Below are 24,344 nucleotides of genomic sequence, written 5' to 3'. Positions count from 1 at the left end.
TGGGCCCGGTCAGAGCACGGCCCAGGGCTCCGGCGAGGGGGCCGGGTGCTGGGAGAGGACCGGGGCGGTGAAGTGGACCGGGAGCGCGGCGAGCCCCTTGCTCCAGGGCGACTTGATCCACTCCAGATCGCGCTGCGGGATGGCCAGTTCGAGGTCCGGCAGCCGGTGGCGGATCGTGTCCACGGCGGTGCGGGTGATGAGGCGGGCCGGGTCCTGGGCGGGGCAGATGTGCGGGCCCGCGCCGAAGGCCAGGTGGGAGCGGTTGCCCACGACCGGTGCGCCGTCGTCCGGGAGGATCTGCGGGTCCGCGTTGGCACCGGCCAGGCCGAGGATCAGCATGTCGCCGGTGCGGACGGACTGGCCGCCGAAGGTCATGTCGCGGGTGGCGTAGCGGGCGGGGAAGTTCTGCGTGGGCGGGAAGCGCCACAGGACCAGGTCGAGTGCGTCGTCCACGCTGAGGTGGCCGCCGGTCAGCGAGGAGCGGAACTCCGGGTCGCAGAGCAGGATGCGCAGGGTGGTGGCGATCCAGTTGACGGTGGTCTGGTTGCCCGCGACGAACATGACGACGAGGTTGTGCAGGACCTCTTCGTCGGTGAGCTGGGCCGGGTGGTGCAGCAGGGCCGACGTGATGTCGTTGCCGCGGCGGCGCCGCTTCTCCTCGATGAGCTGGAGCAGGATCCCGCCCATGCGCTTGCTGGCGTCCGCGGAGGCACTGGTGGCGGCGACGGTATCGGCCACGGCCTCCACCAGGTGCCGGCCTGTCTCTTCGTCGAGGCCGAGCAGCGCGGTGATGACGCGCATGGGCAGTTTGCGCGCGTAGTCGGCCACCAGGTCTGCCTCGCTGCGCTCCGCGAACGACACGATCACCTGCTCGGCGGCGGCCCGTACCGTGCGCCGCAGTTCGTGGCCGTTGATCCCGGCCAGCGCCGCGGACACGGCGGCGCGCATTCTGCGGTGCTGCTGGCCGTCGGCGAACAGCAGGGCGGGCCGCCAGCCGACCATGGGCAGGATCGGCGAGTCGGCGGGCACTCGGCCCTCCCGCAGCAGGCTCCAGCGGCGCGGGTCGTGCGAGAAGTCCTGCTCGTCGCGCGTCAGTTGGAGCAGTTCGCGGTGGCCGATGACGAGCCAGGCGTCGACGCCGGGTGCGATGGAGACGGGTGCCACCGGCCCGTGGGCGGCGCGCAGTTGCTCGTACAGGGCGGGCATGGTGTCGCCGTCGAGATCGGGTCCGTACAGCGCGGCCGACGGTGCCGGGGCTCCGGTGACCGGGCAGCGGTCGGGCGGCCCGGCCGCGGCGTGGGGCGAGGTCATGGGGTCTCCGTGGCGACGTGGATGAGGTGCTGGACGAGGGCGATCAGTGCCCGGACCGAGGACGCGGGGTCGCGTGCGTCGCAGTTCACCACGGGGGTGCCCGGGAGCAGGTCCAGGGCGGCGCGCAGGTCGTCCACGGCGTGCTGGGGGCTGCCGGGGAAGACGTTGACGGCCACCGCGAAGGGCAGTCCGAGCTCCTCCAGGTTGCCCAGGGCGTCGAAGGACGCCTCCAGGTCCCGGGTGTCCACCAGGGCGAGGGCACCGAGCGCGCCCTTGGCCAGGTCCCGCCACGCGGGCAGGAAGCGCTGCTGGCCGGGGGTGCCGAAGAGGTAGAGCACCAGCTCCCCGTCGATGGTCATCCGGCCGAAGTCGAGGGCCACGGTCGTGGTCGTCTTGCCGCCGGCCACGATGGTGTCGACCCGGGCGCCCGCCTGGGTCATGACGGCCTCGGTGGACAGGGGTTTGATCTCCGAGACGGTGCCGATCAGGGTGGTCTTGCCGACCCCGAGCGGTCCGACGACCAGGATCTTGGCGGCGCCCGCGACGCTGGAGGTGAGGTACTTGCCCGGTCCGGCTCCCGCGTCGGCCCGGGCTCCGGAGGCGGAGGCGGACTGGTGCGGGTCCCTGAACGGCGGGGACGCCGCGTCAGAGGCGGCTTTCGAGACCATGGAGGACCTTTCTGAGCATGGTCACATCGGTGTATTCGGCCGGGGGCACGGGCGGGCGGGTCACGATGAGCCCCCATTCCAGGAGATCGCAGAGCAACACCTGGACGACCGAAGGCGGCTGGCCGATGTGGGCGGCCACCTCGGCCACCGAGAGAAGCCCCTGGCAGTGCGCCAGGATGGTCTGGTGCTCGGGCTGGAGCGACGCGGGAAACGCCGCGTCCGTCGCCATCACCAGGGACTCCCAGGCCAGCGCCTCGGTGTCGGATGCCGCCCGCCCGCGAGTGATCACGTACGGGCGGACCGCCGAGGCCTTCGGCTCCTCCGGCCGCGGGCCCGTCATGACGCCGCGGCGGCCGGATCCCGCGGCTGGCTGCTCAGGTGCGAGCCGATCTTCACCACGAGCAGCTGCATCTGCTGGGCCACCAGGCCGACATCCGCCTGCAGGTCGGTGGCGACCCCCAGGTGCGCGCCCACCCCGGCGTGGGTGAACAGCACGAACCCGTGGTCGGACTCCAGCATCAACTGCCGTACGTCGGCGCCGGAGCCGAAGAGCAGCGTGGTCGTGGACCGGCCGGTCATGGTCATCGCCGCGCAGGCCGCGGAGAGGGACTCGGCTTCGGCGACGCTCAGGTCCGACACGGGCCCCGAGAGGTTCTCCGCGGAGGCGTGTCCGAGCCGCAGCCCGTCCTCGGAGACCACCACGCTGTGCCGGACCCCGGGGATCTCGATCAGCGGGCGCAGCATCCAGCCCAGGTCGGGAAGGGGGGTGATGATTCCGGTCACTGCCGGCCTCCGTCTTGCTCGTCGGGGGTGGGGAGTTGGGACGGTGTCACGGTCGGCGGGGGCTCTGCCGACGGGTTCGGCTCCCGCGTCGCCGGCTGGTCCGCTTCGAGGGCCGCTCGGCCGCGCAGCGAACCGGACACCACGCTGGCGATCGACGCACGCGCCGCCTCCGGCGTCCACGGGGTCGTGGGTGCGGCCGGGGGCGCCTGCCGCTGCTCCGGGACCGGCCGACGGTGGGCGCCCGGGGCCGCCTGGCGCCGGTTCCGCCGCCGGGGCAGCCCGGCGGGGGTCTCGCTCGCAGGAGGGCCGCCCGGTGCGGGACGGGCGGACAACTCCACGTGCTCGGCGGGATCGTGCTGTTGGTACTGCTCGTGTTGCTCGTGCTGTTGATGCTGTTCGTACGGCTCGCGGTGTTCGGGCAACCGCGCGTCGGCGTGGACCGGCGCTCCGCCGGGGGCCGTCTGCTGCCGCGCGGGAACGGCGGCGGACCGCGGTTCGGGCTCGGCGGCCTGCGGCGGCGGCACCATCTGGGAGCCCGCCCGATGGGATCCCGTGAGCTGCGAGGGCGGTTCGGTCAGCAGGCGGAACGGCACGAACGTCACCGCGCGCGTGCCGCCGTAGGCCGAGGCCCCGCTGAGCTCGACGTTGAAGCCCAGCTCGCGGCTCCAGCGGCCCACACAGGCAAGGCCGAGGCGCGGCACCGCGCCGAGCCTGGCCAGGTCCTGGTCGTCGCGGAGCTGCCCCATCGCCCGGTGCAGCACGTCCGGCGGCATCCCGAGTCCGGCGTCGTCGATCTCCAGGACCGCTCCCGCCCCTACCTCGCGGATGGTGACGACGACTTGGGAGCGGGAGGGCGAGAACACCGTGGCGTTCTCCAGGAGTTCGGCGATGGCGTGCATCAGACCTTCGACCGCGGGCGGCACGGCGTACAGCGTCTGTCCGCCGTGCACCTCGATCCGGCTGTACTCCACGATCCGCGACTGTGCGCCGCGTACGCAGTCGTACAGCGAGACCGGCCGCGTCTCACGCCGTGCGGGCCAGATCCCGCACATCACGAGGAGCGTCTGGGCCTTGCGGGTCATCTGCGCGGCGGCGTGATCGGCCTTCATCACCTCGCCCATGAGGTGCGGGTCGTCGATGGAGCGCTCGACCCGGTCGAGGACCTGCTGCTGCACCGTGGCCATCGCGTGCATGGTGCGTGCGACGGATTCGAAGGCGGCCTGCACCGAGTCGCGCAGTCCGCGTTCGCGCCGTACCGCCTCGTCCGATCCGAGGGCGACGGCCACGGCGGACATGGCCCGCGCGAACTCCTCGCCGGTCTCCGTGGGCGCCGCCAGCGGCCCCGGCACACCCTCGAGGCGCTGCCCGGCGCGCACGCGCTCCGCGATCGCCGGGAGCCGTACTCCGGCGAGGTGCGCGACCTCGGCCTCCCGGGCCGCGGCCAGCCGCTCCTGCCGGGCGCGCTCGGCCCGCTCGGCGGACAACTGCCGGACGAGGACCAGCACCCAGGCGAGCAGCAGCACCGCGACCGCGGCGCAGCCGCCGGCCAGGACCTGCCGCCATTCCGCGGCGGCATCCAGGGCGGCGAGCACCGCGCCCACGGCCGCGAGGACGACGGCCATCAGCCAGACCACGGCCTCGCGGCCCACGGACCCGCGCCTCGGACGGCTCACCACGGCCTACTTGCCCCGGCGATCCTGCACACCTTCACCACGACGAACGAACCCTCCCCGAACGCACCGAACTCCCTTACGAATGGGGAGCGTGGCGATCTTAGGTCAACTCGGCGTTTCTTGGCTCGCCGTTGAGGAGGCCCGCCTTCCGCCACGGGGGTCCCTGACGGGACTTGGCCGAAACTACTCCTTGGTAAGAGGGCACCGGGCGAGCAGAGCCGCCGGGTCTGCGGCGTCCGGAAGCGGCACGGTCCGGCTCGGCGGCGGCTGCTTTCCCCGGCCGAGCCAGGACTCCATCGCCGTGAACGCGGAACGGTGGCAGGGCACAAGGGGCCGCAGCGCGTCGGGGAACGTGTCGACGAGCGAGTCGACGTGCGTGCCGCCCTCGACCCGGTAGTAGCGGAACATGCCGCCGCGGCCCGCGTCGCGCACCATCTTCGCGTAGACGTCCGAGTCCTTGCTGATGGGCAGTTGAACGTCGAGGGTGCCGTGCACGGTGATCAGGGGTTTGCCGATGCGTCCGGTCAGGGCGATCTTCCGCACCGCTTCGTGGACCTCCCGTGGCCGGGCCGCGTACGCGTAGTCGGCGTCGCACGCCGGAGTTCCCGGTGCGCAGAAGGGAGTTCCGGCCTCGGTCGCGCCGTCGTAGTCCGGGTCGAGTTCCTCGCGGTAGATGCGCTGGGTCACGTCCCAGTAGACCTGGTGGTGATAGGGCCACAGGAACTCCGACCCTGCCGGGAAACCTGCGGCGACCATCTCCTCATGGGCCTCGCCGGCTCCTTCGCCTCCCGCCGCGTACGTCGGGTAGGCGCGCAGCGCGGGCGGCAGGAAGTCGAGCAGGTTCGGCCCCTTGGTCCGCCACAGGGTGCCTTCCCAGTCCACTCCCCCGTCGTAGAGCTCGGGGTGGTTCTCCAGCTGCCAGCGCACCAGATAACCGCCGTTGGACATGCCGGTGGCCAGGGTGCGCGTGGCGGGTCTGTGGTATCGCTGCGCGACCACGGTCCTTGCGGCGCGGGTGAGTTGGGTGAGGCGGTCGTTCCATTCGGCGATGGCGTCACCCGGCGCGGCCCCGTCCCGGTGGAAGGCGGCGCCGGTGTTGCCCTTGTCGGTCGACGCGAACGCGTAGCCCCGGGAGAGCACCCAGTCGCCGATCGCGCGGTCGTTGGCGTACTGCTCACGGACGCCGGGTGTGCCGGCGACGACGAGGCCGCCGTTCCACCGGTCGGGCAGGCGGATGACGAACTGCGCGTCGTGCTGCCAGCCGTGGTTCGTGTTGGTCGCCGAGCTGTCGGGGAAGTAGCCGTCGATCTGGATGCCGGGCACTCCGCGCGGTGTCGCGAGTCCTGCTGGAGTCAGGCCCGCCCAGTCGGCCGGGTCGGTGTGGCCCGAAGCGACCGTCCCGGCGGTGGTCAACTCGGCCAGGCAGGACACCTCTTGGCGTTCCGCGCCCGGCACCTTCAGCCTTCCCGACGACGCGCAGTCCGCTGCGCCGCCGCCTCGGGTTCCGTCGGGCTGCCCGGCGGCGGCCGGGACCGCGGCGAGCGTGACGAGCAGCGCCGACAGGGCGAGGGCGCCGCGGACCGACCGGGCGGGGAGTCTTCCGCGGGACGCGCGTCTGGGTGGGTCGATGGCGGGCACGGGTTCCTCCGGGGGGCGTGAAGACGTACGGCGACTGCGTGTTGCCGCTCTGGGCGCTCAGGAACAGGTGCCGTCGGCGATGACGTAGTAGCCGGCCGGTGATTCCTTGAGGGTGTGCGTGACGGCGATGTTGTAGAGGCCCATGTTCTGGTGGGAGCCCTTGGCGTACGCGTAACCGCCGCTCGTGGTGGCCCGTCCGGCCTGGACCTGCTGGTAGTTGTTCGCGGTCCAGCACTTGGCGGCGGGTCCCGTGGTGGAGGCGGTGACCTGGGACGACCGCGCCCCTTCTACCCCGGCCCGGTCACGGGCGGCCACGCTGTACGTGTGGCTGCCGCCGGGGCTGAGACCGGTGTCCGTGAACGTGGGGCCGGTCGGTGTGGCGACACGGGTGCCGTCCCTGTACACGGCGTAGGACGCGGCGCCGGTGACGCTGGTCCATTTCAGGCCGACGGATGTGTCGGTCGCGCCGGTGGCGGCCAGACCGCTGGGAGCGGGCAGTCCGCCGGGATCGGGGTCGGAACCGTCCAGCCCGAAGAAGCCGGTGATCCAGTGGCTCGAGCAGATGGAGTCGATGAAGTTCGCCGTCCCGGTCGCACCGCACTGCGTCGCGCCCGTTCCCGGGTCGACCGGGGTGCCGTGGCCGATGGAGGGGACCCGGTCGACTTCGACGGCGACGGCCCCGTCCTTCCCGATGTACTGCTCCCTGCGGGTCGAGTCGGGGCCGATGGTGTCGGTGCGGTCCGGGCTCTGGTCAAGGCCGTGGACGGCGGTCCACTGGTCGCGCAGTTCGTCGGCGTTCTTCTTGGCGACGGTGGGGTCGTCGTCACCGTGCCAGACCGCCACCCGCGGCCAGGGCCCCTCGTAGCCGGGGTTGGCGTCGCGGACTGCCCCCGCCCAGGCCGCGGGGGTGCGGTCGACGCCGGGGGTCATGCAGCTGTACGCGGACAGCACGTCATCGGCGCAGCCGTACGGCAGACCCGCGACGACGGCACCGGCCTTGAACACGTCCGGGTAGGCGGCGAGCATCACCGACGTCATGCCGCCCCCGGCCGACAGACCGGTGATGTACGCCCGGCCCGGGTCGGCGCCGTACGCGGAACCGGCGTGCGTGACCATCTGGCGGATCGAGGCGGCCTCGCCCTGCCCGCGTCGCGTGTCTCCCGGCTGGAACCAGTTGAAGCACTTGCTGCTGTTGTTGGCGGACGTCTGCTCGGGGAAGACGAGCAGGAATCCGTGCTGGTCGGCGAACTTCGCCAGGCCCGCGTTGTCGGCGTAGATCTGCGCGCTCTGGCTGCAGCCGTGCAGGGCCACCACCACGGCGGGGTTCGCGGCCAGGGTCGTCGGCCGGTACACGTACATGTTCAGACTGCCGGGATTGGCGCCGAAGTCGGCGACCTTCTCCAGGGTCACGGCCGTCGGTGCCGCCTGCGCCGAGGGGGACGGCGCAAGGACCGCTCCGGCCACGAGCAGGCCCACGACGGCGGCCACCCGGCCCAGGGCCCGCGACCACCGCCCCCTCCGCCGCTCGTGGGCGGGCGGACCTCCCGGCTTCGACCGAACACTTCTCTCGTACGACGGCATGGCGGCTCCCGACGGAGGGCGGCGCGGTCTCCGGGGCGGATCACGCGACCCCGGGAACCGGCCGCTCCTGATGCGGGCCGGGACACCGGGGTGCCGGCAACCGTAGGAGCCACCGCGAGCGGGGCAGAATGGCGACGGACGCCACAAGGCCGTCAACTGGCGCTGGTATCAGCCCTGTTGTCGCGTACTTGTGGTCCGTGCTATCGGCGTCGCCCTGACCGATGGCTGCGCAGGCCGTCGTTGAGTTCCCGCAGCACGGCCTCCAGCAGGCTGCGCGTGCCGCCCAGGGCGGCGCCCGCCCGCTCGTCACGCGCCGCAGGGGTCGGCGCGCCCGCGCCACGTCGACGGGGTGTGCCCGGCCGGGTCACAGGGCCGCGTCGATGGTGTCGGCCGTGGCGAGCCGGCGGTGGATGCGCTCGGCCCAGTCGTCGACGGCCTTCCAGTCCCGGTGGTCTCCGTAGCGTCCGCCGCGCGCCCGGAAGGCCAGGTGCCGCCATCCCGGGACGTGGTCGCGGTAGATCGCCCCCGCCAGCATCTGGTGCCCCCACGGGCGGATGAGGGAGCGGATCCCGGCCAGTTGCCGGGGTTCGGGCCGAAGCCGAGCGGGCCGGCGTCCCGCGTGGGGCGGCACGCCGACGCTGTACAGCCACGCGTTGCGTCCGGTCCTCACGGCGCTGGGCGCGGAGGTCACCCAGGGCTGGTTCGTCCTGGACCGCCCCATCACGCCCGCGACGACGGGACGGTCAGCCTCACGCCCGACGCGTCCGCCGGGCTCGCCCCCGTCGTCGACCGGTTCCGCGAGGCGCTCGCTGGGCGGTCTCAGGTCGCCGGGACGTCCAGTGTCATCGGTCCGTACGTCGCGGTGGGGGCCTCGGTCGCGAGGGCCCAGTAGCGGTCGCCGTAGGACCAGTGCCACCACTCCGTGGGGTAGTTGACCAGGCCTGCCGTGGCGAGGGCGGCGGTGAGGGTGCGGCGGTTGCGGCGGGCGGTCGGCGAGATCAGGGCGCTGTCCATGTAGCAGGCGCCGTCGCTCTCCTCCGGGCTTGCGTTCACCGGGGTGCCGAGATCGAGTTCGGCGCCTGACGTGGTGCGCAGGGTCAGGTCGACCGCGGCGCCCGCGACGTGCGGGCCCACTTCGGGCGGCGAGAGGGAGCGGCTCGTCTGCTGGTGGAGGTAGGCGTCCGACCAGTCGGGGTTGGCCTTCCTCAGTTCGGCGGCGTACTCGTCGAAGTACTGGATCTGCAGGGCCAGCGGCCGGTATCCCTCGGTGACCAGGAAGCGCAGGCCCTCGGGCAGCAGCCGGGCGGCGCGGGCCAGGCGCCAGGCGACGCCCTCGCGCAGTTGGGCGTAGGCCCCGTCCTGGTCGGCGAGGCGGTCGTCGACGTCAAGAAACGGCAGTTGGCGCAGGTCCACGAGGGCTTCGCCGCAGTCGTGGACCGGGATGCCGACCACTCTGGGATCGTTCATGAGGATGATCGACGACATGGCTCTGCCCCTTCGTGGAGACCGTGGCGGGCACAGCTCCGGGGACGGGCTGCCGCCCGCCCCCGAAGTCCCCTCCGTGCCCTGGCAGGGGCTCTACGCGACGAGCGGCCCACACGACCGACGGTGTCGGTGGTGTGGGCCGTACGAGGCATCAGTGGCCTTCCCCCGTGCTTCCCCCGATGAATTCCGCTGAGTCCCCCGTTGTTTCCTGCAATCCCCCGTTGGTGTCGGCGTGTTCACTCGCCGACAACCTCAGAGTGACGCAGTCCGCTGCAAATTCTCTGCAAGTCCGCGCCAAGCGGATTGCAGCCCACCGCTGCAGTGACCTCAGAGCCCCGGTTGTGAAGCGATGTCAGAGCCCCGGTTCGTTGCGTTCGCGCGCCTCGTACGCCGTGAAGACCTCGCGTGCCTCGGCGCGCAGCGCACCTGCCGCCGCCCGGTCGCCCGCGGCTTCGCGCGCCGCCGCGAGATCGCGCAGAGTGCGGGCCCGGGGCAGGGCTAGCCCCAGGTCGTTCCAGAGGGCGGCGGCCTCGGTCAGGTGCTGCTCCGCGGTGTCGAGGCGGCCCGCGGCGAGCTCGCACTCGCCGAGGGTGCGCAGGCCCAGCGCCTCGCCGAAGCGGTCGCGCTGGCCGCGGCAGATGTCGAGGACGTCACGGATCTCGGATCCCGCCTCGGCCCAACGCCCCAGCCTGATGCGGGACTTGGCCCGTGCCTGCATCGCGTACGCCAGCATGAGCGGGTCCCCGAGGGTGCTCAGGAGGTCCACCGCACGGCCGGAGAGCTCCTCCGCCGCCGAGTACTCGCCGAGCGCGCGGTGGACCAGGCCGATCGAGCGCAACGTGAGGGATTCGCCGCGGCGACTGCCGAGCCTGCGGTAGGCCCGCAGCGACTCGTCGAGGAAGGCGCGGGAGGCCGCGAAGTCGCCGAGTTCGAGCTGGACGGACCCCGCGTACCGGCAGGACAGGCCGAGGCCCGGGTCGTCGTGGAGTTCGCGGAACCCGTCGACGGCGCGGACCAGCGTCTCCTGGGCCGCGCGCAGCCGTCCCGCTTCGCGCAGGGCGCTGCCGAGGCCGGCGAAGGCGGCGGCGCGTCCGCGCACGTCGCCGAGTTCGGCGCAGAGGCCGGCCGCCTGCTTGAAGTAGCCCTGGGATTCGGGGAACCGGTCCTGTTCGTAGCGGAGCTGGCCCAGGCCGATGAGCAGCAGGGCCTCCCCCGCCCTGTCCTCGGCGCGGCGGGCCGCGGCCAGTGCCGCGTCATGGGTGCGCCACCACGCCTCGAAGCGGTTGCCGACGGTGTACGCGGAGGAGCACAGGGCCGCCGCCGCTTCACAGGAGAGGGTGTGCAGGTCGAGGGCCGCCGCGCGCTCGACGGCGGCGGCGATCGCGTCGGCCTCGGCCTCGAACCAGGCGGCCGGGTCGGCGAGTGCACGCTGGGTGGCCTCCGGTCCGACGGGCCGCACGAGTTGCCGCAGGGAGCGGGCGGATCCGTTCGGGCTCGATGAGTCCAGGAGCCCGCGATGCAGCTCGACGGCGCCGGAGGGCGTGGCGGATGCGGCGAGGCCGGTGAGCCAGAGCCAGGCGCCCAGCGCGCGGCCGACGGCGGCGGCACGTTCTGCGGGCGGATCCTCGGCGTCGGCCCGCTCGGCGGCGTACACCCGGACCAGGTCGTGCGGCCGGTAGCGGGGCTGGCCCGCCCGGTCGACGCCGGTGCAGTGCAGGAGCTGGGCGTCGATGAGCTGTTCCACGACGCGGTCCGCCTCGGCCTCCGGCACGTCGAGGAGGGCGGTCACCACCCACGCGGCGACATCGGGTGCGGCGAGCAGGCCGAGGCGGCGCAGGGCGGTGCGGGCCGGGGCGTCCAGGGCCCGGTAGCTCATGCCGAGACCGGCGCGCACCTCCAGGTCGCCGACGGCGAGTTCGTCCAGGCGGTGGCGTTCGTCGGCGAGCCGGTCGGCGAGCATGCGCGCGGTCCAGTGCCGGCGGGTGGCGAGTCGGGCTCCGGCGATCCGGATGGCGAGCGGGAGCCCGCCGCACAGCTCGACGATGCGCCGGGCGGCGTCCGGCTCTTCCCTGACCCGGCGCTCCCCCGCCACCCGGCCGAGGAGTTCGGTCCCCGGCTCCGTGTCGAGCACGTCGAGATCGGCGCGGTGGGTGCAGGGCAGGGCGCCGAGGCGGGCCCGCGCGGTGATGAGCACTCCGCAGGTGGCGCTCCCGGGCAGCAGGGGGCGCACCTGGGACTCGCTGGCCGCGTCGTCGAGCACCAGCAGGACGCGGCGCCCCGAGACCAGGCTGCGGAAGAGGTCGCGCCGCTCGGCGTCCCCGTCGGGTGGATCGGCGCCCAGGGCGTAGAGGAGCCGGCCGAGGACTTCGCCGGGCGCCACGGGGTCGGTGGCGCCCCGTAGTTCGGCGTAGAGCTGCCCGTCCGGGTAGGCGTCGGCGACCTGGTGCGCCGCCCGGACGCCCAGGGTGGACTTGCCGACACCGCCGGGCCCGGAGAGGACGACGACCGGCATGGCCTCGTGGGGCTCCGACAGGGCGGCCCGCATGGCGGCGAGCTGGGCCTCCCGGCCGGTGAAGTCGCCGATGGTGGGCGGCAGGAGGGCCGCCACCGGGACGGCGGTGGTCTCCCGGGGGCCGGGGTCGGGGGCACCCACCGTGGCGGGCAGCAGCTCTTCGTCGGCCCGCAGGATCGCCTCGTGCATCCGTCTGAGGTCGGGGCCGGGGTCGATGCCCAGCTCGTCGGCGAGTGCGTCGCGGCCCTCCGCATAGACCGCGAGCGCGTCGGCCTGGCGCCCCAGCCGGTAGAGGGCGAGCATCAGTTGACCGCGCGGACGCTCCCGGGTGGGATGTCTGGAGACCAGCGCGGTGAGTTCGGCCACCAGCTCCGTCTCGCGGCCCGTCTGGGCGAGTTCCGCGGCGATCCGCTCCTCCACGGCCGCCTGCCGCGCCTCGTCCAGCTGGTCGGCCATGGCCCGCAGCGTCTCGCCGATCCCGCCGAGTGCGGGGCCGCGCCACAGGGCGAGGGCGTCCCCCAGCAGCCGGGCGGCCGCCCCGTGATCTCCTTCGGCGGCGGCCTGCCTGCCTCGTACGGCGAGGCGCTCGAACTCGACGCGGTCGACGAGGGTGGCGTCCGCGCGGATCAGATAGCCGGGCGGACGGGTCTCGATGGCATCGGCGGACAGCGCGCGGCGCAGCGCGGAGACGTACGACTGGATCAGGGAACGTGCCGTGTCCGGCGGCCTCTCGCCCCAGATGGCGTCGATGAGCACGTCGACGGAGACCACGCGCCCCGGTTCCAGGAGCAGCGCCGCGAGCAGGGCTCTGGGTTTGGGTCCGCCCAGGCTGAGGCGGCGGCCCGCGCGCCACGCCTCGACCGGGCCCAGCAAGCGGTAGTCGGTGTCCGTGTCCAAGCCCGTCTCCATGGGTCCTTGCCCCGCGCCGCCCCCACCGTCCCCGCCCCCGACCGGCTGGTCATACTACGTCTGCCCGCCATCAACTCGGTTGCACACCAAGGCAATCAGGCCATCCGCGGAGGGGCTCCGGCCGAGCGTGTTCAGCCGGGCGAGGGAGGGCCGCTGCGGGAAGGACCACCCGCGGGAGGACCATCGCCCGCGCCCTGGTCCGGCGCGTCGCCCGCACCCTGGTCCGGCGCGTCAGCAGCGCCCGGTTCCGGCGCGTCCGCACCCGGTGCGAGCGGGACGCCGCCACCGCCCTGGAGGCGCTCCAGGTCGGTGGGCCGCACCTGGATGACCACCAGGGCGATCAGCGCGGCTACGACGGCGAAGATGGCGGCGGCGACGAAGGAGCTGGAGATGCCGGACGTGAGGACCTGGTCGCCCCAGCGGCCCGGGAGCTCGCCCGTCCTGCGGAACTCCACCAGTTGGGCCGGGCTCGCCTCTTTCAGGAAGCGGGGGACCTGGTCGGTGGCCTCGTTGCGGCTGGCCGTGCCGAAGACCGTGACGAGGACGGACAGGCCGAGCGAACCGCCCACCTGCTGGGTGGCGTTGAGGATACCGGAGGCCGCTCCAGCCTCCTGCGACCGCACACCCGACACCGCCATCAGGGTCAGCGAGACGAACTGCATGCCCATGCCGAAGCCGAAGACCAGCACGGGACCGAGCAGGCTTCCCACGTACGTGCTGTCGACATCGGTCAGCGTCAGCCAGCCGAGGCCCACGGCGGCCAGCGTCGCGCCCACCACCATGAAGGGCTTGGGCCCCCACTTGGGCAGCAGCTGGGAGGCGAGTCCCGCGCCCACCGCGATGATCGCGCTGACCGGCAGGAAGGCGAGTCCGGCCCGCAGCGGGCTGAAGTTCAGGATGTTCTGCACGAACAGCGTCAGGAAGAAGAACATGCCGAACATCGCTGCGGCCAGGCACAGCATCATCCCGTAGACACCGGCGCGATTGCGGTCGCGGAACATCCACAGCGGGGTGATGGGCTGCTTCGAGCGGCGCTCGACGGTGAGGAACAGGACGAGGAGCACCACGGCCGCCGCGAAGGACGCGATGGTCAGGCCGTCGCTCCAGCCGTCCTTGGAGGCGCGGATGAAGCCGTAGACGAGCAGCACCATGCCCACGGTGGAGGTGAGCGCGCCGAGGATGTCGAAGTGTCCCGGGTGGCGCTCGGACTCACGGATGTAGCGGGGTGTCGCGAACGCGATGAGCAGGCCGATGGGGATGTTCACGAAGAGCACCCAGCGCCAGTCGAGCCACTCGACGAGCAGCCCGCCCGCGAGCAGGCCGATCGCGCTGCCGCCGGCCGATACGGCGGCGAACACGCCGAACGCCCGGTTCCGCTCGGGCCCTTCGCTAAACGTCGTGGTGATCAGTGAGAGCGCGGTGGGCGAGGCGATGGCGCCTCCGACGCCCTGCAGCGAGCGGGCCGCGAGCAACTGCCAGGACTCCTGGGAGAGTCCGCCGAGCAGCGAGGCGGCCGCGAAGAGCAGGACACCGAACATGAAGACCCTGCGGCGCCCGAGGATGTCGCCGAGGCGACCGCCGAGCAGCAGCAGGCCGCCGAAGGTCAGCGTGTAGGCGTTGATCACCCAGGACAGCGTCTCGGTCGAGAAGCCGAGCGAGGTCTGGATGTGCGGCAGGGCGATGTTCACGATGGTGATGTCGAGGACCACCATCAGCTGGCACGAGGCGATGACGAGGAGTGCGATACCGCTGCCGCTGCCCCGCTTCGGGGAGGCGGCAGGCTCTGAGGGTGTCGTCCGGGAGCCGGTCATGGGATTGCTCGTGCGTCAGGCAGACGGTGAACGGTGAGATGCGGCGTTCACACATTTCAGGCTAAGCCCGGCGATACGGCCCCGCCAGGCGAACATGTGACCTAGGACACCCCGGCCGCCCGATGACTTGATCCGGCCCCACCCGTCCTACTCACGACAACGCCGCGACGGGCGGCAGAGTGAGAGACAGGACGGCGTCACCATGACCGAAGCCACCAAGGGCCCCGCCAGCTACTTTCCTTCGATCGAGAAGAAGTACGGACGCCCGGTCACGGAGTGGAAGGACCTCATCCGGTCATCGCCGCTGACCAAGCACATGGAGATCGTCGCCTGGCTCAAGACCGAGCACGGCCTGGGGCACGGACACGCCAACGCCCTCGTCGCCCACACCCTGGCCGAGAATCGCGACGCCTGAGGGGACGGCTCAGCCCAGGACCGCCTTGCCCAGGACCGCCTTCCGGTTCCGGCGGCGGGCCAGCCGGTGGAAGGCCTTCGGGGCACGTCCCGGCGCGGGCAGGGCGCCGGCGACCGCGTCGGCCAGGAGCGTGGTGACCGTCTCGGCGGCGCAGGTGCGGTTGGTGCCGATGCCGCCGCTGGGGCCTCGCTTGATCCATCCCACGACGTACGTGCCCGGCTGCCCGGTGACCCGACCACCTTCGTGCGGGACGGTGCCGGTGGTCTCGTCGAAGGGCAGTCCGGCGACCGGCACTCCTCGGTAGCCGATCGCGCGCAGCACCATGCTTGTCCGTATCGTGCGCTCCCCCGCCGCCTCCGCGACGCGCACGCCATGGACGGCTTCCTCGCCGAGCATTTCCAGCGGGGCCGTGTGGAAGCGGAGCACGATGCGCCGCCCTGGAGCGGGCGCTTGCGTCCAGTCGAAGCGGTCGCGCGCGACGCCTCGCAGGAGGGCAGCCTTGCCCTTCGGGTCGGTCGCCGGATCGGTCTCGTCGACGGCTGCCGCGATCCGGGGGTCGTGGTCGTCGACGACCAGGTCCAGGCCGGGAACGTGCTTGAGGGCGAGCAGTTCGGACTTGGTGTACGCGGCGTCCTCGGGGCCCCGCCGCCCGAGCAGGACCACCTCGCGCACCTTCGCGGCACGCAGCGCCGCCAGCGCGTGATCGGCGATCTCGGTGCGGGCGAGGCTGTCGGGGTCGGCGAGCAGGATCCGGGCGACGTCGAGAGCCACGTTGCCGTTGCCGACGACGACCACGCGCTCGGCGGACAGGTCGAACGCGTCGGGCGCCGCGTCCGGGTGGCCGTTGTACCAGGCGACGAAGGCCCGCGCGGACATGCTGCCGGGCAGTTCCTCGCCCGGTACGGCCAGCGGGCGGTCGGCCGACGCGCCCACGGCGTAGATGACCGCGTCGTGGTGTGCGGCCAGTTCCTGCGCGGTGACGTCGGCGCCCACGTCGAGCCCGAGATGCATCCGCACCCTCGGATGCGTGTGGAACCGCGCGAAGGTGTCGCCGACCTTCTTGGTGGCGGGGTGGTCCGGCGCCACGCCGAACCGTACGAGGCCGCCGGTCACCGGCAGCCGGTCGATCAGGGTCACTTCGGCGCTGGTGTGCAGGAGCAGGTCCTGGACCGCGTACATCCCGGCAGGGCCGGTGCCGACGACGGCGACCTTGAGCGGCGCGAAGTCCGACGGCAGGACGCGAGGGAACGACGGCTCGTCCCAGGTGTGGAAGTTCGGTCCGTCCGGGGCCGATTCGGGTGCCTGGTCCGCGTAGTACGCCGCGTTGATCGTCGCGTACTCCTGCTGCGCGGGCGAGAGGCTGTCCACCGGGAATATCGCCTCGACCGGGCAGGCGTCGGCGCAGGCGCCGCAGCCTATGCAGGTGGCCGGGTCGATGTGCAGCATCTCCGTGCTGCCGAACGCCCTTTCCTGCGGCGTCGGATGGATGCAGTTGACCGGGCACACGGCGACGCAGGTGGCGTCGTTGCAGCAGGTCTGGGTGATGGCGTAGGAGGTCATGTCGTCGGCTCGACTCGCTCGGGTCAGATGGAGCTGGCGCGGATGAGGGGGGGCTTGGACGAGGAGGGCCCAAGTGCGGAGGGCTCAGATGAGGTTGGCGCGCTTGTAGAAGGCGAGCGCGGGCTTGGTGAGCAGCCGGGACGAGGCCAGGAATTCCATCAGGCCCGAACAGCTGGACCGCATCATGGACTTGTGGTGCTCGTTGGCCTTCGCCTCGGCGAGCGCGCGCTTCTCGTCGAGCCCGGCGTTGGCGTACACCTTGCGGTTCACCATGCTGGTGACGATGACGTACGAGGCGATCGCGATGACGAGCGCGTTGATCTGGCGCCGCACCCGGCCCGTGCCCGCCATCCGCTTGGTCGTCTGGTCGCGGGCGAACTTCATGTGCCGCGATTCCTCGACGACATGGATGTTGTTGATCGTGCGGACGAAGGGCACGACCCGCTCGTCCCGCATCCAGTCGCGCTGCATGACGTCGAGCACCTCTTCGGCGACCAGGATCGCGGCATAGGCCGCCTCACCGAAGGCCACCGTCTTGAACACGCGGCCCAGCTCCACGGCGAACCGGTGCGGCCGGTAAGGGGGCGCGCCCAGCTTCTCGGCGCCGCGGGCGAACATGATCGAGTGCCGGCACTCCTCGGCGATCTCGGTGAGCGCCCACTGGACCTCGTCGCTGGTCGGGTCCTTCGCGTACACGTCGCGCAGCACCATCTGCTGCAGGATCATCTCGAACCAGATGCCCGTGCTGGCCACCGACGCGGCTTCCTGCCGCGTGAGCTCCTTGCGCTGGGCGTCGGTGAGTTCCTGCCAGTACGAAGTGCCGTACAGGGAGCACCACTCCGGGCTCGCGCCGTGGAAGTCCCGGTCGAGGGGGGTGTCCCAGTCCACCTCGATGGCCGGGTCGTAGGCCAACACGGCGGCCGAGTCGAGCAACCGCCGGGCCACGTCGTCCTCTTCGGGCTTCTCGGGGCGGTCCTGCGAGGTCGGCCGAACAGTGCTGCTTGCCATGCTGCGGCTCCTTGACTCTGCTGCGTACGTTCTCTTGTTCGCTCAGGCAGCGGCCCGGGGCGCCGTCCCGCAACGCACCGCGGCCCGCTTGTTAGACAGACCGTATAACAAGGAAAGCGGCGAGCCTACCCCTGAGTAAGAAGTGAATTCACGCAAGTTCTTGCAGCAAGACACCCCTCCAGGTCATGCCGACTGCCAGTCCCCTCCGACCACGAAAAGCGCACCGTTCACCCACCACGCCGACCACCAAAACCACTTCAAGGATCGATAGTTGCAATATCTTGCAGAAAGCATTGACGCGTACATGCGTGGGCGGCAGGCTCCCACTCGGAATCCCCCCACGGCAGCCTCCCCCACGAGTAGTTGCCTTCTTTGGGCACAGCTGTGCCCGGTCTCGAAGGAGCCGCACCATGCAGCACCGTTACCGCCTGCTGGGCGCGACGTCGGCCGGGGTCCTGGCCGCGGCCGGCCTCGCGACGTTCGCGCCCACGCAGTCGCAGGCGACACCGCCCGGCGAGAAGACCGTCACCGCCACCATGTTCGAGCGGCAGTTCACGGAGGTGGGCAAGGCCTGCACGCAGCAGCTCGGCCCGTCGGGCTACGGCTACGTCCAGGTGTCGCCCGCCTCCGAGCACATCCAGGGCGGCCAGTGGTGGACCTCGTACCAGCCCGTCAGTTACAAGATCGCGGGCCGCCTTGGCGACCGCGCCGCCTTCAAGAGCATGGTGGAGGCCTGTCATCAGGCAGGCGTCAAGGTCATCGCGGACGCCGTCATCAACCACATGGCGGCCGGCTCGGGGACGGGCACCGGCGGCACGGCGTACGGCAAGTACGAGTATCCCGGCTTCTTCCAGGACGCGGACTTCCACACCTGCCGCACGAGCATCAACGACTACACCAGCCGTGACAACGTCCAGAACTGCGAACTGGTGGGGCTCGCCGACCTCGACACGGGCAGCGACGCGGTGCGCGGCACCATCGCCGCGTACCTCGACGACCTGCGGTCCCTGGGCGTGGACGGTTTCCGCATCGATGCCGCCAAGCACATGTCGGCCGACGACGTCGCCGCCATCAAGGGGAAGATGAGCGACCCCGGGTTCTGGGTGTCGGAGGTCATCCACGGAGGCGGCGAGGCCGTCCAGCCCGACGAGTACACCGGCGTCGGCGACGTCGACGAGTTCCGCTACGGCGGGCACCTCAAGAGCGCCTTCCAGGGGGGCGACATCGCCCAGCTGAAGTCGGTCGCCGACGGCAAACTGGGCAGCGGCTCGGCGCGTACGTTCGTCGACAACTGGGACACCGAGCGCAACGGCTCGACGCTCACCTACAAGGACGGCGCGGCCTACGCCCTGGCGAACGTCTTCATGCTCGCCTCCCCCTACGGCTCACCGAACGTGTACTCCGGCTACGAGTGGACCGACAAGGACGCGGGGCCGCCCAGCGGCGCGGACGGCTGGACGAACACGCACACCCAGCAGGCGGTCACCGGGCTTGTCGGGTTCCGCAACGAGGTGGGCTCCGCCGAGCTCACCGACTGGTGGGACAACGGCGGCAGCGCCCTCGCCTTCGGCCGCGGCGACAAGGGTTTCGTCGCCCTCAACAACGGCGACGGAGAGCTGACCCGGACGTTCGCGACCTCCCTGCCCGGCGGCACGTACTGCAATGTCGCCAAGGCGTCCCCCGACAACTGCGAGGGGGACACGGTCACCGTCGGGGACGACGGAAAGATCGAGACCTCCCTGCCCGCCCACGGCGCCCTGGCCCTGCACACCGGGGCGAAGGCGGGCTGACCGGCGCCGCCCTCACCCCCGGACCCACCCCTAGACCAGACGGAACACCGGATGACGTACCGACTCGGCGGCGAACTCCTCGTCCGTCGAGTCGCCCGTCACGTCGAAGTAGGGGCGGGTGACGGGCACTTCGCGCCAGTACTGGCGCAGCACGGGGACGCATTCCTCGGGGCCGAGCTCGACCACGCGCACGGTCTCCGACGTGCCGCCCCTGCTGAGTTCGATCTCCCCGGCCGCACGGGCGTTGAGCACCCAGTTGCTCACCCCGTAGGCGCCGACGACCCAGCGCTCGCCCCCGGCCGACATCACGTCGACCGGCGTGGAGAACAGGCGGCCCGACTTCCTGCCGCGCACGGTCAGGATGTACCGGTAGCCCTTGCCCACCCCTCGCCGGGTCATGGCCTGGAACACGCCGTTGATCAGACGCGTACCGAAACCGACGCGATACGTCTTCGCCATCAGCCTTCTTCCTGTCCAGCGACCGGCGGTTACCGCGCGGCCAGCAACTGAGCCGCGCCCTGCCGGGCTTGGCGCGCCGGCTCGGGTGAGCCCGATATGGCGGCCGCGGTCATGGCCCCCTCCGCGAGCAGGACCAACGGGCCGACAGTCTGCCCCGATTCGCCCGCGGCGGCCACAAGTCCCGCCATGTAGTCGTGGAAAGCGCCCTTGTGCGCGCGGACGGTGTCGGCCACCGCCGGCTCCACGGCGCCGAGTTCACCGAAGGAATTGATGAAGGCGCAGCCCCGGAAGTCCGGCTCGGAGAACCACTCGTAGAGCCAGTCGTAGACCGCGAGGACCCGCTCCGGCCCGCCCGGCCCACCCTCCACATGCTCGGCGAGCCGGGTCCGCCAGCGCAGATCGCGGCGTTCGAGACAGGCGATGACCAGCTCCGACTTCGAGGGGTAGAGCTGGTACAGCCGCTTGAGCGAGACGCCCGAGGCCGCTCGCACCTGGTCCATGCCCACGGCCTGGATGCCGCGCTCATAGAAGAGCTCCTCGGCGGCGTCGAGGAGTCTGACTTCCGCTTCAGCGCGGTCCATGCGGGCTCCAGGGGGTGTGGATCAGGGGTGCGGATCAAAGAACGTGGATCAGAGGCACGAGAACGGTCGTTCTCCAGATTACTACAGACCTGGAACCAGTCGCCTCATTGCGCGAGAACGACCGTTCTCCTATGGTGGGCACCCCCATAGGAGAACGACCGTTCTCGCGTTTTCGACGTTCATTCGACGTTCAGGAGAGAGCCATGGCCGCACGACCCCCAGTACCGCCGTTCACCCTGCGGACGGCGGCCGAGAAGGTCCGCCTCGCCGAGGACGGCTGGAACTCCCGCGATCCCGAGAAGGTGTCCCTCGCCTACAGCAAGGACTCCCGCTGGCGTAACCGCGCGGAGTTCGTCACCGGGCGCGACGCCATCGTCGTCTTCCTCTCCCGCAAGTGGCGCCGGGAGCTCGACTACCGCCTCATCAAGGAGCTGTGGGCGCACGACGGCAACCGCATCGCGGTGCGCTTCGCCTACGAATGGCACGACGACTCCGGCCAGTGGTACCGCTCGTACGGCAACGAGAACTGGGAGTTCGACGACGACGGCCTGATGCGTGTCCGGCACGCGTCCATCAACGACCTGCCCATCGAAGAGTCCGACCGCAAGTACCACTGGCCGCTCGGCCGCCGCCCCGACGACCACCCCGGCCTCAGCGACCTGGGCCTCTGACCGTGGACCAGCGCCCCAGGAGCAGCGGCAGCAGGGCGCCCTGCGCGGCGACCACCACCCAGAACAGGCCGGTGCCGCCCATGTGTTCGGCGAGCTGATAGCCCTCACCCCCGGCCATTCCGCTGGCGAAGGCGCCGATTCCGGCCGCGAGCCGCTGGTGACCGAAGACCACCGCCGGGGCTCGGGTCGACCGGGCGAGGGCCTCGAGGTCGTTCTTGAAGAAGAGGGCGATCTCACCGAGGCAGACGAGCAGGGCTCCGGCCATGATCGCGGCATGGTTGCCGACGGCGAGCGTGGCCATCCCCGCCGCCATCGCGCCGAAGCCGCACCGCAGGGCGCGGGCGTAGGGCAGGGCTGCGATCCAGTCCGCGAGGAGGGGCTGCGCGACGACGAGCAGGAGCGCGTAGACCGCGAGGACCAGGCCGTAGTACGTCGCCGAGGTGCGGGGCACCGCGTACAGCGCGAGGTAGTGCTGGAAGAACATGAAGACGTACAGGCTCAGCACGGTGGTCGCGAAGGGCAGCACGGCGAGGCCGGAGAACGCCCTCTCCCCGCGTGATGGCTCCGGCCTCCGGTCGGGGCTCTCCCCGGGCAGCAGGGCGTGGCCCACGGTGATCGCGGCGAAGAGCACGGTGACCGCGGTGAACAGCCCGGCCGACGCGCTGAGGACGAAGGGCGCCGCCGCCAGCGGTCCCAGGGCCATGCCCGCGTTCAGCGCCGAACTGCTCGCGGACAGCAACAGGGGGCGCCGGCCCTCGTCCACCTCGTGGATCAAGTAGGCCTTGTTCGCGGGCAGATAGAGGGCGGCGCCCACGGACACCAGGAAGAGGGCGAGGACGGCGGCGGCCGGAGAGCGGAGGCCGGGCAGGAAACAGGCAAAGCCCGCCGTGCGGATCACCAGGGCGAGCAGCATGGTGCGCCGCAGTCCGATGCGCCCGGCGATCGCGCCGCCCACCACCCCGCCGGAGAACTGCACCAGTGAGGCCACGGCGAGCACGACGCCGACCGCGCCGAGCCCCATGCCGAGCCGCTGGTGGAGGAGCACCGACATGAAGGGCAGGACGGCGAAGCTGCCCAGCGGGATCAGGAACGATCCGGCCAGCAGGAAGCGTTGCGGCCCGGTGAGCCGCGCGAGGCCGGGCCGAAGGCGCCCGCGCGGCTTCCCCAGGAGCGTCACGCCGGGGCGTCGGCGGCGACGAGCGGCCGTATGCTCCCCGCCGCGCTGAGCGCACGGTGCAGGGCGAGTTCCGCGGTCGCACCCTCGGTCAGGACGATCCCGGAGCAGCCGCGCTGATCGCTCACGTGCTCCAGGCGGTCGCCGGGGGCTGCGGTGGGGTACCACTCGGGTGAGCCGGGGAAGGCGGCAAGGCCGTCCACTCCGGTCCATCCGGTGAGGGTGCCGGGCCGGTCGGGGTAGACGAGGACGAATCCCGTGGCGGGGCCCGTGGCCGCCGGAGCGTCGAGCAGGGCGGGGCGCAGGCCCAGTGCCACGGCGATCATCGCGTCGTACACGTTGGTGCGCAGGGCGCGGCACAGTGCCTCGCCGACCAGGGCGCCGCCGATGCGGCGGTTGATCTCGACGAGCTCCGGTCCCTCGACGGTGAGGACGAACTCGACGTGCGCGAAGCCCGCGTCATGGCCCGCCGTTTCCAGGACGCGCGCCACCCAGTCCTGGATCAGGGCGAACTGCGGTTCCGGCAGGGCCACGGGGAAGGCGGCGGCCTCCTCGCGGACGGACGGCTCGGAAGACATCTGGCGGCTGAGCACACCCAGGAGCTTCGTCTCCCCCGGCCAACTGAGCGTCTCCGCGCTGTAGACGGGCCCGGCGAAGAGGGGTTCCGCGAATAGCCGCCCGGAGAACGGTCGTTGGGCGGCTTCACGGAGAGCGGTGTGCAGCTGCCGCTCGTCGCGCACCAGCCATACGTTGCGGGAGGAGGTGCCCGCCGAGTCCTTGAGGACCACCGGCAGGCCGATCTGCCGGAGCACCTCGTCGGCCGCGGCGGGCTCGGCCGGGATCGTGAGGGCGGGACCGCTGCTCAGGTTCTGTTCGTGGAGGAGGTTGCGCACCCGGGACTTGTCCCGCAGGACACGGACCGCGGCCGGGTCGGGTCCCGGCAGGCCGAGTTCGGCGGCGAGATCCGCGCCCGGCACGCTCCAGGTGTCGGTCGAGTTGATGAGCCCCTTCAGGCCGGGCACCGCGGCGAGTGCCGCGGCGGACGCGGACGCGTCGCGGGTATCGACGTCGACGATGTCGAGTGCTCCCGGCTCCAGCCGGTCCAGTTCGTGCCGGTAGACGGTGCGGTCGCCCGTGAGCAGGCAGAGCCGGTGTCCGGCGGCCTCGGCCGCTTCCACCAGCCGTCCGAGGCCGAAGGTGAGTGCTTCCAGGGCGGCGATCGTCACGATGCCTTCCCCTCCTTCTCGTGCTTGTCGTGCTTGTTGTGCTTGTTGTGCTTCTTCGTGCGTACGTCGTAGCTGCGCCGGTTCCACTCCATCGCCGACCACGGCAGTGCGAGGTCGGCCAGGTCCGTGATCTGGTGCGGCTTGAGGGTGCGCGGGTCGAGCGCCTCCTGGTGACGGGAGAAGACCCGCTCGGTGTAGCGGTGTCCCGTGTCGGCGCCGATCACCAGATGCGTCCGGTCCGGGTTGCGGGCCGCCTCCCAGGCCGTGACGAGGTGCGCCGCCCCGGTGGAGAGGCCGGCGAACACCGCGTGGGCGCGCAGCAGATCGACGGCTCCCGCCATGGCGTGCCGGAAGTCGACCCAGTGGAGGGTGTCGTACAGGTCGTGCCGGACGTTGTCGAAGGGGATCGAGCTGCCGATCCCGGCGATGATCGCCTCGGGATCGCTGAAGTCCTCGCTGCCGAACGTGACGCTGCCGAACGGCTGCAGCCCCAACAGCCGGACCGCACGGCCGCGTTGACGCAACGGCTGGACGAGGCCTCCGGTGGATGCGCCGGTGCCGACGGCGCCGACCACGGTCAGCGGGACATCGGGCAGCGCGGTGTCGACCAGATCCGCGAACTCCTCGTAACCGGCGTAGTGAACTCCGTCGTGGTACTGGCGCATCCAGTGCACGTCGGGTCGCCCGGCGAGCAGTTGACGTACGCGGCGCACCCGCCGCTCCTGGTCGAGCCGCAGGCTGTCGGAGGGCGGCATCTGGTCCACCGTGGCCCCGAGGATCTCCAGCTGGGCCCGCATCGCCGCGTCGACGGTGGTGGAGGCGACGATGTGGCAGCCGAGTCCGTAGCGGTGGCAGGCCATGGCGAGGGCAAGGGCGTAGATGCCGCTGGAGCTGTCGACGAGGGTCTGGCCGGGCCTGACGGTGCCGCGCTCCAGGAGGGTGCGGACGGCGCCGAGCGCCGCGTACACCTTCATCGTCTCGAAGCGTGCGAGGACGATGTTGTCGGAGAGCCGTAGCAGGTCGGGGGCCTTCATCGCGTCGGTGATGTGTCCGTGGACGGTGGCCGCGGGGGCTGCCGCCGTGCGCGCG

At 71.8% G+C, this 24,344-nt stretch carries 21 protein-coding genes; 3 read left to right on the top strand and 18 right to left on the bottom strand.

Translation table 11 applies throughout. From position 1 onward, the window contains the following. Positions 1–9 precede the first annotated feature (9 nt). The 11 genes from AB0E78_RS35260 to AB0E78_RS35210 form a co-directional block, all read right to left on the bottom strand. Positions 10–1,311, bottom strand: a complete 1,302-nt coding sequence (locus AB0E78_RS35260) for a cytochrome P450 (protein WP_361841613.1) — start codon at positions 1,309–1,311, stop codon at positions 10–12. Continuing rightward, entirely contained in the window at positions 1,308–1,979 is a 672-nt protein-coding gene (locus AB0E78_RS35255; RefSeq protein WP_361841610.1) for an ATP/GTP-binding protein, read from the bottom strand. The genes AB0E78_RS35260 and AB0E78_RS35255 overlap by 4 nt, the downstream gene beginning before the upstream one ends. After that, positions 1,957–2,319, bottom strand: a complete 363-nt coding sequence (locus AB0E78_RS35250; RefSeq protein WP_361841607.1) for a DUF742 domain-containing protein — start codon at positions 2,317–2,319, stop codon at positions 1,957–1,959. The genes AB0E78_RS35255 and AB0E78_RS35250 overlap by 23 nt, the downstream gene beginning before the upstream one ends. Beyond that, the gene (locus AB0E78_RS35245) at positions 2,316–2,762 is read right to left on the bottom strand and encodes a roadblock/LC7 domain-containing protein (protein WP_361841604.1); all 447 of its coding nucleotides are present in this window, start codon (positions 2,760–2,762) and stop codon (positions 2,316–2,318) included. The genes AB0E78_RS35250 and AB0E78_RS35245 overlap by 4 nt, the downstream gene beginning before the upstream one ends. Beyond that, the gene (locus tag AB0E78_RS35240) at positions 2,759–4,384 is read right to left on the bottom strand and encodes an ATP-binding protein (RefSeq protein ID WP_361841818.1); all 1,626 of its coding nucleotides are present in this window, start codon (positions 4,382–4,384) and stop codon (positions 2,759–2,761) included. The genes AB0E78_RS35245 and AB0E78_RS35240 overlap by 4 nt, the downstream gene beginning before the upstream one ends. Positions 4,385–4,618: 234 nt before the next feature. After that, positions 4,619–6,064 carry a tannase/feruloyl esterase family alpha/beta hydrolase gene (locus AB0E78_RS35235; RefSeq protein WP_361841815.1) on the bottom strand — a complete coding sequence of 482 codons (1,446 nt, stop codon included), beginning with the start codon at positions 6,062–6,064 and terminating at the stop codon, positions 4,619–4,621. A gap of 66 nt (positions 6,065–6,130) precedes the next feature. Further along, positions 6,131–7,654 (bottom strand): PHB depolymerase family esterase, encoded by a 1,524-nt coding sequence (locus AB0E78_RS35230; protein WP_361841601.1) that lies wholly within the window; start codon positions 7,652–7,654, stop codon positions 6,131–6,133. Between the two features lie 364 nt (positions 7,655–8,018). Beyond that, a complete protein-coding gene (locus AB0E78_RS35225; RefSeq protein WP_361841598.1) occupies positions 8,019–8,345 on the bottom strand; it encodes a hypothetical protein in 327 nt (108 codons plus the stop codon). Positions 8,346–8,473: 128 nt separating this feature from the next. Then, positions 8,474–9,139, bottom strand: coding sequence for a M15 family metallopeptidase (locus tag AB0E78_RS35220; RefSeq protein ID WP_361841595.1), 666 nt, complete (start codon positions 9,137–9,139; stop codon positions 8,474–8,476). A gap of 352 nt (positions 9,140–9,491) precedes the next feature. After that, positions 9,492–12,548, bottom strand: coding sequence for a BTAD domain-containing putative transcriptional regulator (locus AB0E78_RS35215; protein ID WP_361841593.1), 3,057 nt, complete (start codon positions 12,546–12,548; stop codon positions 9,492–9,494). A 143-nt stretch (positions 12,549–12,691) separates the two neighbouring features. Then, the gene (locus AB0E78_RS35210) at positions 12,692–14,371 is read right to left on the bottom strand and encodes an MFS transporter (RefSeq protein ID WP_361841590.1); all 1,680 of its coding nucleotides are present in this window, start codon (positions 14,369–14,371) and stop codon (positions 12,692–12,694) included. A gap of 202 nt (positions 14,372–14,573) precedes the next feature. Between AB0E78_RS35210 and AB0E78_RS35205 the strand changes: the two genes are divergently transcribed. Further along, positions 14,574–14,786, top strand: coding sequence for a DUF4287 domain-containing protein (locus AB0E78_RS35205; protein ID WP_361841588.1), 213 nt, complete (start codon positions 14,574–14,576; stop codon positions 14,784–14,786). A 9-nt stretch (positions 14,787–14,795) separates the two neighbouring features. Here AB0E78_RS35205 and AB0E78_RS35200 read toward each other — a convergent pair whose 3' ends face one another. Together AB0E78_RS35200 and AB0E78_RS35195 are read right to left on the bottom strand one after the other, a co-directional pair. Then, positions 14,796–16,346 (bottom strand): FAD-dependent oxidoreductase, encoded by a 1,551-nt coding sequence (locus AB0E78_RS35200; protein WP_361841585.1) that lies wholly within the window; start codon positions 16,344–16,346, stop codon positions 14,796–14,798. A gap of 84 nt (positions 16,347–16,430) precedes the next feature. After that, positions 16,431–17,354 (bottom strand): diiron oxygenase, encoded by a 924-nt coding sequence (locus AB0E78_RS35195; RefSeq protein ID WP_361841582.1) that lies wholly within the window; start codon positions 17,352–17,354, stop codon positions 16,431–16,433. Between the two features lie 410 nt (positions 17,355–17,764). On the opposite strand from AB0E78_RS35195, the gene AB0E78_RS35190 reads away from it, so the two are divergent. Continuing rightward, a complete protein-coding gene (locus AB0E78_RS35190) occupies positions 17,765–19,144 on the top strand; it encodes an alpha-amylase family protein (RefSeq protein ID WP_361841579.1) in 1,380 nt (459 codons plus the stop codon). Positions 19,145–19,174: 30 nt separating this feature from the next. On the opposite strand, the gene AB0E78_RS35185 is transcribed toward AB0E78_RS35190, so the two are convergent. Both AB0E78_RS35185 and AB0E78_RS35180 read right to left on the bottom strand, forming a co-directional pair. After that, a complete protein-coding gene (locus AB0E78_RS35185; protein ID WP_361841576.1) occupies positions 19,175–19,603 on the bottom strand; it encodes a nitroreductase/quinone reductase family protein in 429 nt (142 codons plus the stop codon). Positions 19,604–19,632: 29 nt separating this feature from the next. Then, a complete protein-coding gene (locus AB0E78_RS35180; RefSeq protein WP_361841573.1) occupies positions 19,633–20,184 on the bottom strand; it encodes a TetR/AcrR family transcriptional regulator in 552 nt (183 codons plus the stop codon). A gap of 203 nt (positions 20,185–20,387) precedes the next feature. Between AB0E78_RS35180 and AB0E78_RS35175 the strand changes: the two genes are divergently transcribed. Next, a complete protein-coding gene (locus tag AB0E78_RS35175; protein ID WP_361841571.1) occupies positions 20,388–20,855 on the top strand; it encodes a nuclear transport factor 2 family protein in 468 nt (155 codons plus the stop codon). Here AB0E78_RS35175 and AB0E78_RS35170 read toward each other — a convergent pair. The 3 genes from AB0E78_RS35170 to AB0E78_RS35160 are packed head-to-tail and all read right to left on the bottom strand — an operon-like array spanning position 20,836 to position 24,289. Beyond that, a complete protein-coding gene (locus AB0E78_RS35170) occupies positions 20,836–22,032 on the bottom strand; it encodes an MFS transporter (protein WP_361841569.1) in 1,197 nt (398 codons plus the stop codon). The genes AB0E78_RS35175 and AB0E78_RS35170 overlap by 20 nt on opposite strands. Beyond that, a complete protein-coding gene (locus tag AB0E78_RS35165; RefSeq protein ID WP_361841566.1) occupies positions 22,029–23,255 on the bottom strand; it encodes an ATP-grasp domain-containing protein in 1,227 nt (408 codons plus the stop codon). The genes AB0E78_RS35170 and AB0E78_RS35165 overlap by 4 nt, the downstream gene beginning before the upstream one ends. Further along, entirely contained in the window at positions 23,252–24,289 is a 1,038-nt protein-coding gene (locus tag AB0E78_RS35160) for a pyridoxal-phosphate dependent enzyme (RefSeq protein ID WP_361841813.1), read from the bottom strand. The genes AB0E78_RS35165 and AB0E78_RS35160 overlap by 4 nt, the downstream gene beginning before the upstream one ends. Positions 24,290–24,344: the final 55 nt, after the last annotated feature.

It is taken from the genome of Streptomyces sp. NPDC032198 (genome assembly GCF_040636975.1).
In the GTDB taxonomy this organism is placed as follows: domain Bacteria; phylum Actinomycetota; class Actinomycetes; order Streptomycetales; family Streptomycetaceae; genus Streptomyces.
This window is presented reverse-complemented; position numbering and strand designations above follow the sequence as displayed.

Excerpts from the sequence above, each read along its gene's own strand:
- AB0E78_RS35260 (WP_361841613.1), bottom strand. The coding sequence starts at position 1,311 with ATGACCTCGCCCCACGCCGCGGCCGGGCCGCCCGACCGCTGCCCGGTC.
- AB0E78_RS35255 (WP_361841610.1), bottom strand. The coding sequence starts at position 1,979 with ATGGTCTCGAAAGCCGCCTCTGACGCGGCGTCCCCGCCGTTCAGGGAC.
- AB0E78_RS35250 (WP_361841607.1), bottom strand. The coding sequence starts at position 2,319 with ATGACGGGCCCGCGGCCGGAGGAGCCGAAGGCCTCGGCGGTCCGCCCG.
- AB0E78_RS35240 (WP_361841818.1), bottom strand. The coding sequence starts at position 4,384 with ATGGCCGTCGTCCTCGCGGCCGTGGGCGCGGTGCTCGCCGCCCTGGAT.
- AB0E78_RS35230 (WP_361841601.1), bottom strand. The coding sequence starts at position 7,654 with ATGCCGTCGTACGAGAGAAGTGTTCGGTCGAAGCCGGGAGGTCCGCCC.
- AB0E78_RS35220 (WP_361841595.1), bottom strand. The coding sequence starts at position 9,139 with ATGTCGTCGATCATCCTCATGAACGATCCCAGAGTGGTCGGCATCCCG.
- AB0E78_RS35210 (WP_361841590.1), bottom strand. The coding sequence starts at position 14,371 with ATGACCGGCTCCCGGACGACACCCTCAGAGCCTGCCGCCTCCCCGAAG.
- AB0E78_RS35205 (WP_361841588.1), top strand. The coding sequence starts at position 14,574 with ATGACCGAAGCCACCAAGGGCCCCGCCAGCTACTTTCCTTCGATCGAG.
- AB0E78_RS35200 (WP_361841585.1), bottom strand. The coding sequence starts at position 16,346 with ATGACCTCCTACGCCATCACCCAGACCTGCTGCAACGACGCCACCTGC.
- AB0E78_RS35195 (WP_361841582.1), bottom strand. The coding sequence starts at position 17,354 with ATGGCAAGCAGCACTGTTCGGCCGACCTCGCAGGACCGCCCCGAGAAG.
- AB0E78_RS35190 (WP_361841579.1), top strand. The coding sequence starts at position 17,765 with ATGCAGCACCGTTACCGCCTGCTGGGCGCGACGTCGGCCGGGGTCCTG.
- AB0E78_RS35185 (WP_361841576.1), bottom strand. The coding sequence starts at position 19,603 with ATGGCGAAGACGTATCGCGTCGGTTTCGGTACGCGTCTGATCAACGGC.
- AB0E78_RS35180 (WP_361841573.1), bottom strand. The coding sequence starts at position 20,184 with ATGGACCGCGCTGAAGCGGAAGTCAGACTCCTCGACGCCGCCGAGGAG.
- AB0E78_RS35175 (WP_361841571.1), top strand. The coding sequence starts at position 20,388 with ATGGCCGCACGACCCCCAGTACCGCCGTTCACCCTGCGGACGGCGGCC.
- AB0E78_RS35160 (WP_361841813.1), bottom strand. The coding sequence starts at position 24,289 with ATGAAGGCCCCCGACCTGCTACGGCTCTCCGACAACATCGTCCTCGCA.